General features: G+C 45.9%; 12 protein-coding genes. 4 read left to right on the top strand and 8 right to left on the bottom strand.

Features of this window, described 5'->3' with window-relative positions:
- Window position 1: 1 nt before the first annotated feature.
- Window positions 2-238, bottom strand: coding sequence for an acyl carrier protein (locus tag V6M43_RS00380; protein ID WP_039135252.1), 237 nt, complete (start codon window positions 236-238; stop codon window positions 2-4).
- 198 nt (window positions 239-436) lie between these two features.
- Between V6M43_RS00380 and V6M43_RS00375 the strand changes: the two genes are divergently transcribed.
- On the top strand, window positions 437-868 hold the full coding sequence (locus V6M43_RS00375) for a GNAT family N-acetyltransferase (protein ID WP_332732072.1): 432 nt from the start codon (window positions 437-439) through the stop codon (window positions 866-868).
- Here V6M43_RS00375 and mfd read toward each other — a convergent pair.
- Window positions 831-4271, bottom strand: coding sequence for a transcription-repair coupling factor (mfd, locus tag V6M43_RS00370; protein ID WP_332732071.1), 3441 nt, complete (start codon window positions 4269-4271; stop codon window positions 831-833). The genes V6M43_RS00375 and mfd overlap by 38 nt on opposite strands.
- Before the next feature lie 130 nt (window positions 4272-4401).
- Between mfd and V6M43_RS00365 the strand changes: the two genes are divergently transcribed.
- Both V6M43_RS00365 and V6M43_RS00360 read left to right on the top strand, forming a co-directional pair.
- Window positions 4402-7386 carry a T9SS type A sorting domain-containing protein gene (locus V6M43_RS00365; RefSeq protein WP_332732070.1) on the top strand — a complete coding sequence of 995 codons (2985 nt, stop codon included), beginning with the start codon at window positions 4402-4404 and terminating at the stop codon, window positions 7384-7386.
- Between the two features lie 21 nt (window positions 7387-7407).
- On the top strand, window positions 7408-8157 hold the full coding sequence (locus V6M43_RS00360) for a ferredoxin--NADP reductase (protein ID WP_332732069.1): 750 nt from the start codon (window positions 7408-7410) through the stop codon (window positions 8155-8157).
- A 2-nt stretch (window positions 8158-8159) separates the two neighbouring features.
- Here the strand turns inward: V6M43_RS00360 and V6M43_RS00355 are convergent, their stop codons facing one another.
- From V6M43_RS00355 to dtd, 5 genes are all read right to left on the bottom strand, one after another.
- Window positions 8160-8435, bottom strand: a complete 276-nt coding sequence (locus V6M43_RS00355) for a hypothetical protein (protein WP_332732068.1) — start codon at window positions 8433-8435, stop codon at window positions 8160-8162.
- A 70-nt stretch (window positions 8436-8505) separates the two neighbouring features.
- The gene (locus tag V6M43_RS00350) at window positions 8506-8790 is read right to left on the bottom strand and encodes a hypothetical protein (protein WP_332732067.1); all 285 of its coding nucleotides are present in this window, start codon (window positions 8788-8790) and stop codon (window positions 8506-8508) included.
- Between the two features lie 71 nt (window positions 8791-8861).
- Window positions 8862-10313, bottom strand: a complete 1452-nt coding sequence (locus V6M43_RS00345) for a glycine--tRNA ligase (protein WP_332732066.1) — start codon at window positions 10311-10313, stop codon at window positions 8862-8864.
- Between the two features lie 54 nt (window positions 10314-10367).
- The gene (locus V6M43_RS00340) at window positions 10368-10706 is read right to left on the bottom strand and encodes a nucleotide pyrophosphohydrolase (protein ID WP_332732065.1); all 339 of its coding nucleotides are present in this window, start codon (window positions 10704-10706) and stop codon (window positions 10368-10370) included.
- A 42-nt stretch (window positions 10707-10748) separates the two neighbouring features.
- The gene (dtd, locus tag V6M43_RS00335) at window positions 10749-11201 is read right to left on the bottom strand and encodes a D-aminoacyl-tRNA deacylase (protein WP_332732064.1); all 453 of its coding nucleotides are present in this window, start codon (window positions 11199-11201) and stop codon (window positions 10749-10751) included.
- Between the two features lie 122 nt (window positions 11202-11323).
- Here dtd and V6M43_RS00330 point away from each other — a divergent pair, with 122 nt between their 5' ends.
- Window positions 11324-12367: a cytochrome-c peroxidase gene (locus V6M43_RS00330; RefSeq protein WP_332732063.1), complete on the top strand. Its 1044-nt coding sequence runs from the start codon at window positions 11324-11326 to the stop codon at window positions 12365-12367.
- Between the two features lie 10 nt (window positions 12368-12377).
- Here V6M43_RS00330 and V6M43_RS00325 read toward each other — a convergent pair whose 3' ends face one another.
- A complete protein-coding gene (locus V6M43_RS00325) occupies window positions 12378-13022 on the bottom strand; it encodes a hypothetical protein (RefSeq protein WP_332732062.1) in 645 nt (214 codons plus the stop codon).
- Window positions 13023-13111: the final 89 nt, after the last annotated feature.

Genomic DNA, 13111 nt, shown 5'->3' with positions numbered 1-13111 from the left:
TTTACTTAGCGTGCTCTTCTAAATAAGAAACAGCCTGTCCAACAGTGGTAATGGTCTCAGCCTGCTCATCCGGGATAGAGATATTGAATTCTTTTTCAAATTCCATGATCAGTTCCACTGTATCCAGAGAGTCAGCTCCCAGGTCATTGGTGAATGAAGCCTCGTTGGTTACTTCAGCTTCGTCTACTCCTAATTTGTCAACAATGATCTTTTTAACTCTTGTTGCGATGTCTGACATTGTAGTAAAGTTTAGTTACGGCTGCAAAAATATACTTTTTGGGTAAATAACAATTTTTGCTGCTTTTTTTAATTCCTGAGCCGAATATAGCTATATCCGGCAGTTCTGCTAACAATTGTAAGTAAAACATTCGGAAAGCGTTCGCTGTCAGCCTGATTTTTGTAATTTAGGCATCCTGAACAACCAAATACTAGGCGAATGGCACTGAAAATTATTGATCACGGCTCCCCGGAATACAAGCAAATGGTACAGTTACGCCTCGATATTTTGCGTAAACCCCTTGGCCTTGGCTTTACTCCCGAAGAGTTGGAGAAGGAAAAGAACGAGATCCTGATCGGTGCCTTTGAGGAAGAAAAAATGCTGGCCTGCTGTATGCTCATCAAGGAGGCGCCGGGTGTTGCGCGCTTAAGGCAGATGGCCGTATTGAATAATCTGCAGGGTAAAGGCATTGGCCGAACCATGATGAACTTCGCTGAAAATATTGCGCGCGACAGGGGCTTTAAAAAAGTGACCATGCACGCACGTAAAACCGCTATCGGTTTCTATGAACACCTCGGTTACCAGGTGATAGGTGATGAATTCACCGAAGTAACTATTCCGCATTATGTGATGGAGAAGAAACTTCGCTAACCTCTTCCTTTTCCTTAAGAACATGCTTATGCATGCGCTGCAGGAATTCAAGGATCACTTTCATTCCCTTCATTTCATCCACCACCAGCAGGAAGTTTTTACCTGTCTGTTTCAATCGCGCCTTATTGGTATTTGTTTGCAGGTAAGATAAAATATCATGGAATAATGCCGATTCGAAATAAGGGGAATCATGCTTGTTGACGAAGAAGCATTTCAGGATATTATCCCGCAACAATAGTTTCTCAAATCCAAGATCCACTGCCAGCCGGCGAACCCTTACTGTATCAAAAAGATCTTCCACCTGTGGCGGGATTGGACCAAACCTGTCGGCCATTTCAGTATGAAAATCGAGCAGCTCTTTTTCTGATTCACAGTTATCGAGCCTTGTATATAATGATAATCTTTCTGTGATACTTTCCACATAATCATCGGGTATCATGATCTCAAGATCTGTATCGATCGTACAGTCCTGCACATAATCTTCCTGCTTCGCTATCTCTTCTTTAAACAGATCGCGGAACGATGTTCGTTTCAGTTCACGGATGGCTTCATCCAATATTTTCTGGTACATTTCAAAGCCGATCTCTGCCATGAATCCACTCTGTTCACCACCCAGCATATTACCAGCACCACGTATATCAAGATCACGCATCGCGATCTGGAACCCGCTACCCAGCTCACTATGCTGCTCCAGGGTTTGTAATCTCTTCTTTGAATCGGAGGGCAGCACGCTCAAGGGTGGCGCCAGCAGGTAACAGAATGCTTTCTTGTTACTCCTTCCCACTCTTCCTCTTAACTGGTGCAGATCACTGAGTCCGAACTGGTGTGCATTATTAACGATGATGGTATTCACATTGGCGATGTCAACACCACTCTCAACAATATTGGTACAAACAAGCACATCATATTTTTTGTCGATGAAATCCATGATGCGCTCTTCAAGAATATGCCCTTCCATTTGTCCATGTGCATAGCCAATACTCAAATCCGGGCAATGACTCTGGATGATGGAAGCCATCTCTGCCAGTCCGGCGATCCGGTTATGAATGAAGAACACCTGTCCTCCCCTTTCCGTTTCATAATAGATTGCATCCCGGATAAAATCTTCATTGTACACCTGCACTTCCGTTTGTATGGGCTGGCGGTTTGGCGGTGGTGTATTGATGATGCTGAGATCACGCGCGCCCATCAAACTGAACTGAAGTGTTCTTGGGATAGGCGTTGCAGTTAGGGTGAGACAATCCACATGTGTTCTCAGTGTTTTGATCTTCTCCTTATGCGCCACACCGAACTTCTGTTCTTCATCAATGATCAGTATGCCGAGGTCTTTAAACTTCACTTCCTTACCCAGCAATCCATGGGTACCAATGATGATATCTATCTTTCCCTCCTCCAGTTTCTTCATGGTCTCTTTTTTCTCCTTGCTGCTTTTGAAGCGATTGATATAATCAACCGTTACCGGGAAATCTTTCAAGCGGTCGGAGAATGTCTTGTAGTGCTGGAAGGCGAGGATGGTTGTAGGAACCAGCACGGCGGCCTGTTTGCCATCCACCACTGATTTGAAGGCAGCCCTGATGGCTATCTCTGTTTTACCGAATCCCACATCACCACAAACCAGGCGGTCCATGGGCGATGGTGATTCCATATCTTTCTTTACATCTGCTGCTGCCTTACTCTGGTCGGGCGTATCCTCATAAATAAAGGATGCCTCCAATTCGGTTTGCAGATAGGTATCGGGTGCATGCTGAAAGCCGGTCTGTGCCTTGCGTTGCGCATATAACTTAATAAGATCGAAGGCGATCTCTTTAACCCTTGTCTTGGTTTTTTCTTTCAGCTTAGCCCATGCATCACTACCCAGTTTATTCACTTTGGGTACCGTGCCTTCCTTGCCGGTGTACTTGCTGATCTTGTGCAGCGAGTTGATATTCACATAGAGGATATCGCTATCCTTATAAATAATTCGGACGGCTTCCTGCAGTTTACCATTTACATCAAGTTTCTGCAGACCACTGTAAACACCAACCCCATGGTCGATATGTGAAACAAAATCACCGGGCTGTAACTCACGCAGGGTGCGGAGTGTGAGCGCCTTGTTTTTATTGTAAGCCTGCTTGACCTTGTATTTATGATAACGCTGGAAGATCTGGTGGTCGGTATAGCAAACCAGTTTAAGATCTTCATCAATGAATCCACCATGGATGGCAAGTGGGATAGGCGTAAAATGTATTTCGGCTTTCAGGTCTTCAAAAACGCTGTGCAATCTTTCCAGTTGCTTGGGATTTTCAGCGAACAGGAATAGGCTGAAACCCTTCTTCTCCCACTGCTGGAAATCTTTGATCAGCAGTTCAAACTGTCGGTTGAAAGATGGCTGTGGCTTTGTATGAAAACTGATCTCGTGACTCACTGCCCCGGGGAAACTATGATGACCTTCCAGTTCAACGATATGGTGCTGCTTTAGCTGGCCTTCGAGGTCGGCGGCGCTGATAAATTCAGTAGCGCTCACAGATTTTTTTACGAGCTTATCTTCCTCTTCTTCTTCTTTGTGAACCACGCCCTCATTGCGTTCCAGGAAAAGATGCAGGTCTTCTTCCTGCTGTTCGATACGCTCTTTTACGAACTGCCAGTCGTTCATCCATACAACGGTATTGGGAGGAAGGAAGTCAAAGAGAGATACCGTTGCGTTTTCCGGCATTTCGGTCTGGAGGTTGGGAATGATATTGACCTGCAGCAGCTTTCTTTCACTGAGCTGTGTTTCGGGGTCAAAGAGGCGGATAGAATCCACATCATTGCCAAAGAGTTCAATACGGTAGGGCTTTTCGTTGCCGAAGGAGTAGATATCCACGATACCACCGCGCACGGCGAACTGTCCGGGTTCATAAACAAAATCGGTGCGGGTAAATCCGGCATCGGTTAATTGTTCGTATAGTTTAACGGTGTCGAGTACATCGTTGACCTTTATCCGGATGATATTACCACTGAGGGTTTCGGGCGGTACCATCCTTTCGAATAGGGCTTCGGGATAGGTGACCAGTAATTTTTTATTACCGCCACCGCTAAGCCGGGTAAGGGTTTCGGTACGAAGCATCACGTGGCTGCTGTTGAGCAGTCGGTAGTTCTTCTTGTTTCGGAAAGAGGATGGGAAATAGAAGAGGTCGAGCGCGCCCGAGAGGTTCTCCAGGGTATTATGGAAATAGGCTGCTTCTTCTGCATCGCTCAATACGATAACATGGTTGAGGCTTGCGCTCACCGGGTGTTTAAAAATTGCGGTAACTAAAAACTCCGGGGAGCTGCCAGCAAGATTTTTAAGGACAATATGCTGGGGTTGTGACAATGTGAGCTTGTCCGCCAGTTGAAAAAGGCGGGTATCTTTGAGATATTGCTCCAGTAAATGTTCGAGGTTCATCAGAGGCGCAAAGATACTGGAATTGCTGATTGTTGTATTCTGATTTAAGATAATCGGGTTAACGCAATAATTATTAATTTGTGACAACCAGTATCCCGTCTCATTCGTTTCTATACAATATATGCCCCGTATGAATAAAACTTCGGTGATACTGCCTGTTACCCTGATTTGTCTGGCCCTTGCTGGTTATTTCCTCTATAAAGCTCCACAATCTTCTTCTGTTGCGCTGGAAGTGAATGCTGGTAAAAAGAAAAAAAAGTCGAAAGAAGTGAAGGCCATGTTTCACGACCAGCGTGTTCGCTATGAATATGAAATGATCCGTGATGGTGCAACGGGTAAAATCCCCAAAGGCATTCATGACCGTGAATTGCAGCAGGCATACAGGATCCCTTTGCGTGAGCGGGGGGGTAATCTCTTTCTGTCACCTTTTGTGGATAATAGTTATACGGCGGCGGGACCCAATAATATTGGTGGAAGAACCCGCGCGGTGGTTTTCGATAAAAGATTTGGAACGGGCAGCAATCGCGTGATCATTGCCGGAGCGGTGAGTGGTGGTATATTTCGTTCTGCAGATGGTGGCTCTACCTGGAACCTGGTTACACCGCTGAATAATATTCATAATGTTACTGCTCTTGCCCAGGATCCCAGGCCGGGGAAAGAAAATATCTGGTATGCCGGCGGCGGTGAACCCTATGGTAACTCCGCTTCTGCCATTGGCGCATTTTACCTGGGTTATGGCCTGTTGAAATCAGTGGACAATGGACTTACCTGGAGCCGTGTGAGCAGTACATTCAACGGCGACCTCGAGCGATTTGATGATGCTTATGATATAGTTCATGAGATCATTGTGAACCCAACTAATGGGCATGTATATATTGCAGCGCACAGGCGACTGATCAGGAGTACCGATGAGGGTGCCTCTTTCAGCACCGTCTTTATTGGCAGCCAGCCTTCAGCAGCAGATAATGGCCAGATGGATATTGTTTGCACCAACACCGGGCGGTTATACCTTTCCGTTAATGGCGGATTACCCGACCAGGACAGGCGAGGTGTATGGACCTCCCCCACGGGTAATTCAGGAAGCTGGAGCCGCTTTGCAGGAGGACAAACCATAGGCACCGATTCAATCACCGGCTGGAGAGGAAACTCCTATGGGGCTGGTGGCGCTCTCTCTGATGTATCCAAGAGGATAATCCTTGCATTGGCACCTTCAAATAATAATATTCTCTATGCTTTTTATGAGAACGGACTTTTGGGAGAAGGCAGTAGTGCCAAGCCCGAAGCCGATCTCTTTAAATTTGATTTTGGCGCCAATACAGTGGCTAATCTTTCAGCCAATATGCCCGACTTTAACCTGCAGCAGGATGGCATTGACCCCATCGCATTACAGGGAGGATATAATATGCTGGTGGCGGTGAAGCCCGACAATCCAAATGTTGTATTTGTTGGAGGAACCAATCTTTACCGATCTACCAATGGGTTTACCAGTACCACGGCAACCAGCTGGATCGGGGGTTACCAATACTGGGGAACTGGAGCCTCCAGTGCATCCATCGAGATATACCCTGAGAATCACCCTGATATCCATAACCTGGTTTTTGATCCCACCAATGCAAACCGGGCACTTTGTGCTACTGATGGCGGATTGCACCTCACCGATAATATAATGGCGACAAATAGTACAACCGAACCGGTTGCCTGGAACACCATAAATAATTATCAGACTACACAGTACTACCACGCCAATCTCCAGCATAACACTACACAGTTCAATTTTATTGGTGGTATGCAGGATAACAGTTGCTTCATAAGGGTGAATGATGACAATGAACATATACGCCTGAGTTTTGGAGATGGCGGCTCAACGGCTATCGCCAAACTGAATTCAGGAAGTGATTTCACTTTTTATGTGACCTCGCAGTTGGGAACATTGGTAAGGTCTGTTCCGAATGATGCCATAGAGATAACACCAACCGGCCTCACAGATAATGAAGCAGGAGGTTTTGGCGATTTCGTTACTTATTTCGGAATTGATAATGACAATCCAACTGATCTCTATTATGTGAATTTCAATAGGGTATTCAGGACAACGAATGCGCAAACGGCAACTTCAACAACGGGCTGGACGGAGCTTACCGGCATAGCAAGCCAGGTTAATCCTTCCAATCCATCAGGAGATGATATCAGTATTCGTTCCATTGAACTGAGCAGGGGGCCTTATATTTCTACCCATGCCATGTATTTCGGTACAACCAAGGGCAATGTATTCAGGCTGAATGATCCGCGCAATGCCGCTGCTACAGCCACTCCTGTTGATATTACGCCACCACAGATCAAGACATGGATCGCCGACCAGAATACCTTTCTGAATGTATCAGATATAGCGGTGAACCCCAATAATGATGATGAGATCATGGTGGTGTATTCCAATTACACGGTCACCACTTCGGGAGGAGAGCAAACAGCCTTTAATATATGGTGGACCAATAATGCCAAGAGCGCCACACCTACCTGGAAATTAATTGAAGGGAACCTAACGCTGCCCTCTATACGCAGTTGTGCCATTGTTGCCAGGAAAGATGCTGCGGGCAAAGCCTATTCAGATTATTATGTAGGAACTTCGGTTGGACTTTACAGTTCATTTGGGGTGAAGGATACTCTTGATGCCAACAAACCCATTAACTGGAAGCGCGAAGGCGGTGCCACCCTCAATTATGCAGTGGTGAATTCACTGGCTTACCGTCCACAGGACAATACCCTCCTGCTGGGCACCCATGGTAACGGTATGTACTATACGCAGATACCAACTGCCAATTTCCTTCCCAATGCCAATACGGGTGTTGATGATCCGGTGCGGAATGATAAGAATTTCATCCAGTATTCATGGCCGGGTATCGCCACCAACAGCCTTCAATTCCGCATCGGCAATATGTTTGAAGTAAGAAGGCTGGTTATAATGGTGCATAACCTGAATGGTCAGCTTGTTTACCGCAATGAGACGGGCTACCAGAATGGAACCATTGATGTAAGCAGGTTTGCAAAAGGCGCATACGTGCTAAGCATCAGCAGCGGCGATTACAAGCAGCAGTTTGTGCGGAAGTTTGTGAAGCAATAAATTCACCTTTAAAACCCTGAAATGGTTCCAGCATGGCAAACAGGCAAAGTAATACGCATTGAAGATGAGACCCCCAGTACAAGGCGGTTTTGGATTGAGATACAGGAAACAGCGCGTTTTGATTTTAAGCCCGGACAATTTGTGACACTTGATCTTCCTATTCATGAGCAGCGCAATAAACGGTGGCGAAGTTATTCCATTGCCTCCTGGCCCGATGGTACCAATGTGATAGAACTGATCATCGTTCAATTGGAAGGCGGCCTGGGCACTGAATATCTTTTTAAGGAAGTAAAGGTAGGATCAGCGTTAAGCCTCAGGGGGCCTCAGGGTGTTTTCGTTTTACCGGAAACAATAGACAGGGATCTGTTTTTTATATGCACAGGTACAGGCATTGCTCCATTCAGGTCAATGGTGCATCATATCCTGATCAATAATATCGCTCACAACAATATATACCTGCTGTTTGGGTGTCGGAAAATCGAAGACCTTTTATATGGAGATGAGTTGAGGGAGTTGGAGGAGAAAGTGAGTTCGTTCAGATACCTGCCAACCTTTTCGAGGGAAACACCTGGGGAACATTTGGTTCGCACAGGTTATGTGCATGCTATTTATGAAGAGATCATCAATGCCAGGAAACAGGAAGCCGGCATGCATCTGCACCCGGCAAAGTTTTATTTGTGTGGCTGGAAAAATATGATCGATGAGGCCAAAAGGCGCATCCTTGCGTTTGGTTACGATAAAAAAGACATCCACTTAGAACTCTACGGCTAAGTTTATGCTTTGGCTTTGGCTTTAGGGCTGGCAGATGCTTCTCCTACCGGCATGCTGATTACAGGCACTTTACCTGAACTGGCTTTCTTTTCGGCCTGGTATTTATGCAACCGGAGGATCTCGGCATGGTTGTCAACCATCTCGGTTTCCAGTTCAAGAATACGTCTCTTAGATTTTGAAATCTGTCGGCTCCGGAATGAAAAGCCTATCAGGGTCCCGAATGCAAAGGCTGCTGTGACCCAAAGCAGTACGGCGATATTGATGTTGGCAGACATCATAGAAATTGGTTTGAATGGTAAACGAACCATTCAAAAGAATATTGCACAGGCTGCCCCGAAACGGGTAATTTTAGTGGGAGGCGCGGTAGTTCTTGCCTGCATCAGGCTGACCCGAGTCTTTATCCATAATAGGTACCACGGGAGTTGAGACGGATGGGTTGGAAGGTTTGTTTTGCAGATCGGCCAGCTGCTTCTGGAGCTGGAGGATCTCGGCATGATCATCCATCTTTTCTTTTTCAAGCTCCAGAACCTGTTTCCTGAGGATATTAACCTGTACCATCCTGATCATTAATCCGAGGATAAATGATCCTGCCATGGCCAAAACAATCAATCCAGGGTGTAGCGTAATATGCATGCGTTTATATATATACCCGTTCCATGGGGAACGGGTTGTTCAGGGTGTAAACAAATATATAATTACTATAATTATTGAATAGCTTTTTCTACCAATTCTTTTACATCCCTTATAGAAATTCTTTCCTGTAACATACTGTCGCGGTGACGGATAGTTACAGTACCATCTTCTTTTGACTGGTGGTCGATGGTTACACAGAAAGGTGTGCCGATGGCATCCTGCCTCCTGTAACGCTTACCAATAGTGTCTTTTTCCTCATAGAAGCACCTGAAAGACGCTTTACACTCGTCCATTAGTTGCCTGGCGATCTCGGGAAGGCCATCTTTTTTCATAAGTGGCAGGATGGCCAGCTTCACCGGACTCAGTTTTGGCGGAAACTTTAACACAACCCTGCTATCCTGCTTTTCAGGGCTGCTCAGGTCCTGCTCTTCATAGGCTTCACTCAAAATCATCATCACCGTGCGGTCCAGTCCAATGGATGTTTCAATTACATACGGAATATAGTTGCCATATGGTTTTCCTGCCTCATCCATTTCGTTATCGAAATACTGCATTTTCTTTTTGCTGTATTCCTGGTGGTTCCTGAGGTCAAAATCGGTGCGGGAGTGAATTCCTTCCACTTCCTTGAATCCAATCGGGAAATCATATTCAATATCACAGGCCGCATCGGCATAGTGCGCCAGCTTAACATGGTCATGAAAACGATAGCGGCTGGCCGGGATTCCCAGGCTCAGGTGCCATTTCATACGCTCTTCCTTCCAATATTCATACCACTGCTTTTGTGTGCCGGGACGAATGAAGAACTGCATCTCCATCTGCTCAAATTCCCGCATGCGGAAGATGAACTGCCGGGCCACGATCTCATTGCGGAAGGCCTTTCCTACCTGGGCTATACCAAAGGGGATCTTCATCCTGCCGGTTTTCTGCACATTGAGAAAGTTCACGAATATTCCCTGTGCTGTTTCAGGACGCAGGTATACCATATTGTCATCGCCCTCACCACTTACTGCTCCAAACTCGGTTGAGAACATCAGGTTGAACTGGCGAACATCCGTCCAGTTGCAGGTTCCGCTCACAGAACACTTTATCTTATTCTCTTCAATGAATGATTTAAGTCCGGCGAAATCTTCCTTGGCAAGAAACTGGTCCATCTTTGCCAGCAGGCCCTCCCCTTCTTCTTTAGGAAGAGTTTCCGCATGTGCCTCAATCAGATGGTCAACGCGATAACGTTTCTTACTGTCTTTGTTATCGATCATCGGGTCACTGAAATTATCGACGTGACCACTTGCTTTCCAGGTGGTGGGATGCATGAAGATAGCCGCATCAATACCAACAATATTCTCATGAAGCTGGGTCATCCACTTCCACCAATAATCGCGGATATTCTTCTTCAATTCGCTGCCATACTGGCCATAGTCGTACACGGCGCTGAGACCATCATAGATCTCGCTGGAAGGGAATATAAATCCGTACTCCTTACAATGGGAGATGATCGCCTGGAATTTGTTGCTATCGTTTGCCATAAGTCCGCAAAGATAAGGGCGGGCGGGGAAAGGGCAAGGGCAGGCGGGGCGGGATTAGCCGTCTAATTTTTCATTGTTCCGATGCCGGTCATGGTCACGCATATTCTTCTTCTCCAGGTTCTTTTCAAGGGCTGAACTGAGGTCCACCCCGGTTTGATTGGCCAGGCAGATCAATACCCAAAGCACATCAGCCATCTCATCGGCAATTTCCTTTCCCTTATCGGATTCCTTGAACGATTGTTCGCCGTATTGCCGAACCATGAGCCGGGAAAGCTCACCTACTTCCTCCATCAGGATACCCAGGTTTGTGAGTTCACTGAAATAGCGCACGCCAACAGTGCGGATCCACTGGTCGACAAGTTGCTGTGATTCCCGGATTGTTATATCAGGCATGAGAGATAATTTAAGTTTGTATTTGGAGGTTCCGGGCCGGTATCATTCCTTCACCTTTGAATCAATAAGGATGGTAACCGGACCATCATTTACAAGGGCAACCTGCATATCGGCGCCGAAACTACCGGTCTTCACGGGCTTGCCGAGGTCGGTTTCCACCTGCCGCACAAATGCTTCATACAGCGGGATGGCAATATCCGGTTTGCTGGCCTTTATATAAGAAGGGCGGTTTCCTTTCCGGGTGCTGGCATGAAGGGTGAACTGGCTGATGATAAGGATCTCACCACAGGTATCTTTAACCGAGCAGTTCATCACGCCCGCCTCGTCACCGAAAATCCTCAACTGTACGAGTTTGGAACTGAGCCATTTTATATCCTCTTCCCCATCAGCATCTTCGATACCAACCAAAACCAGCAAACCATCGTCTATTGAAGACTTAACCGAGCCCCCGATACTAACCGAGGCTTGCTTTACACGTTGTATGACCAGTCTCATTTTTAAGTAACTTCCGCTTGTTTCGTCGAAAATAGGGATACCCTGCGTAAACATGAAATATACAAGACAATCTCCGGCAATTATAAGAACATGTTCAGCGTTAGCTATCTCAGTGTGAACTGATGCGAAAGTCCATTTACATATTATCCATACTGGGAGCGGTATTAATAACAGCCACCAACCTTTCCTGTAACCGTAATAACGGTGATCCATCATCGCCGGAACCACTGCAATTTCCGCTGCCGGAAGGCTGGCCGCAGCCTCAATACAATTTCAGTGCAAACCCCTTAACGCAGGAGGGTTTTGAATTAGGGAGGAAACTCTTCTTTGATGGCCGCCTTTCTAAGGATGGCAATTTCCCCTGTGCCAGTTGCCATCAGCCTATTGCTGCCTTTGGAACTTACGACCATGACCTTAGCCATGGATTCGATGACCAGCATACACTTCGCAATGCACCGCCATTATTTAACCTGGCATGGCATCGTGAGATGCAGCATGATGGTGGGATAGCCAATCTTGATGAACAACCACCGGCACATATAACAGCAGCAAATGAGATGGCTGAGACAATTCCGGGTGTGCTCTCCAAACTCAATGCCGACCCAACGTATAAGACTGCTTTCAGAAATGTGTTCGGGAAAGAGGAGATCACCACAGAGATGATGACCAGGGCCTTGTCTCAATACATGCTCATGCTGGTATCATCACAATCAAAATATGACAAGGTGAAACAATCCAAAGATCAGTTTGATGTGAACGAGGCGGCGGGATATGAGATCTTTAAACAAAACTGCAATAGCTGTCACAAGGAACCATTGTTCACCGATCTTCAATTCAGGAATAATGGATTGCCCGTTAATCCCGATCTCAATGATCATGGTCGTATGCGCATTACCGGTAGCAGTTCGGATTCATTAAAATTTAAGGTGCCAAGTCTGCGGAATATTGCTGTCAGTTTCCCCTATATGCATGATGGGCGATTTAGCGATCTCAGTCATGTACTTGAACATTATAACAGTGGCATAATAAATGGAGTAACCACAGATCCATTACTTAAAAATAAAATTCCCCTCTCCGAAGTGGAAAGGGGATTGTTGGTGGAGTTTCTAAAAACATTGACCGACGAAGCTTTTCTAAACAACCAAAGCCTGGTTGAACCACAATAACAGGGCTGAATTACTGACCCCGTCTTGCTTTCAGGGCTTCAAATACCTCGCGCATCTTTCCTAATGTATCACTCTGTTGCTTTACTGCATTCTCATTTTCCAGGATCTCTTCTTCCAATTTCTGTTTGCGTTTACGGAGATTCTCCCCCTCCTTTAGAAGGGATTCATGTTTCTTTTCTATCTTCTTTATCTGCTCATCCTGGGCTATGATCTCCAGGTTAAGATTATATGCTTCCAGGTATGGGGTGAATTCATTCAGATATTGTTTTGCATCTGAAATACCATGACGATCGTCGGCTGTGCGGGATGTCAGCAACTCATTAGAGCGTGCCATCACCATATACACGACGGAAGCTTCCTTCTCCTTACGACTTTTACGCTCTGCCTTAACATATACATCATAGAGATTATTATCCGGGCCCATTGTTACCTTCCGATAAAGCTGGTAATCTTTCACCTTTGTGGCTTTAAAACCCTTCTGTGCAAAATTCTCTTCAATTGCTTTCTCCACGATCTCGGCTGCATAAGGCAATTCAATAACTGCAGCGGGCAATTTCTTTTTCTGGTATTCTGCCATACCATCCATGGCTACCGGTTGAGCATATGTGAATATGGCCATAAGCAAAACAACAGCCAGTGTAGATATTCTTTTCATAAACAAAGATTTATGGGGTTTAAGAACAAAGGTACAAAATAGGAACGCAGACCATAATTCCGACTATTTTTGCCAAAACCCGGAATTAG

The sequence above is a fragment of the Flavihumibacter sp. genome, from assembly GCF_036676075.1.
Taxonomy (GTDB): Bacteria; Bacteroidota; Bacteroidia; order Chitinophagales; family Chitinophagaceae; genus Flavihumibacter.
This window is presented reverse-complemented; position numbering and strand designations above follow the sequence as displayed.

What these genes read in the sequence shown, in the direction of transcription:
- V6M43_RS00340 (WP_332732065.1), bottom strand. Translation starts at nt 10,706, where the DNA reads ATGCCTGATATAACAATCCGGGAATCACAGCAACTTGTCGACCAGTGG.
- dtd (WP_332732064.1), bottom strand. Translation starts at nt 11,201, where the DNA reads ATGAGACTGGTCATACAACGTGTAAAGCAAGCCTCGGTTAGTATCGGG.
- V6M43_RS00360 (WP_332732069.1), top strand. Translation starts at nt 7,408, where the DNA reads ATGGTTCCAGCATGGCAAACAGGCAAAGTAATACGCATTGAAGATGAG.
- V6M43_RS00350 (WP_332732067.1), bottom strand. Translation starts at nt 8,790, where the DNA reads ATGCATATTACGCTACACCCTGGATTGATTGTTTTGGCCATGGCAGGA.
- V6M43_RS00330 (WP_332732063.1), top strand. Translation starts at nt 11,324, where the DNA reads ATGCGAAAGTCCATTTACATATTATCCATACTGGGAGCGGTATTAATA.
- V6M43_RS00380 (WP_039135252.1), bottom strand. Translation starts at nt 238, where the DNA reads ATGTCAGACATCGCAACAAGAGTTAAAAAGATCATTGTTGACAAATTA.
- V6M43_RS00375 (WP_332732072.1), top strand. Translation starts at nt 437, where the DNA reads ATGGCACTGAAAATTATTGATCACGGCTCCCCGGAATACAAGCAAATG.
- V6M43_RS00355 (WP_332732068.1), bottom strand. Translation starts at nt 8,435, where the DNA reads ATGATGTCTGCCAACATCAATATCGCCGTACTGCTTTGGGTCACAGCA.
- V6M43_RS00325 (WP_332732062.1), bottom strand. Translation starts at nt 13,022, where the DNA reads ATGAAAAGAATATCTACACTGGCTGTTGTTTTGCTTATGGCCATATTC.
- V6M43_RS00345 (WP_332732066.1), bottom strand. Translation starts at nt 10,313, where the DNA reads ATGGCAAACGATAGCAACAAATTCCAGGCGATCATCTCCCATTGTAAG.
- mfd (WP_332732071.1), bottom strand. Translation starts at nt 4,271, where the DNA reads ATGAACCTCGAACATTTACTGGAGCAATATCTCAAAGATACCCGCCTT.
- V6M43_RS00365 (WP_332732070.1), top strand. Translation starts at nt 4,402, where the DNA reads ATGAATAAAACTTCGGTGATACTGCCTGTTACCCTGATTTGTCTGGCC.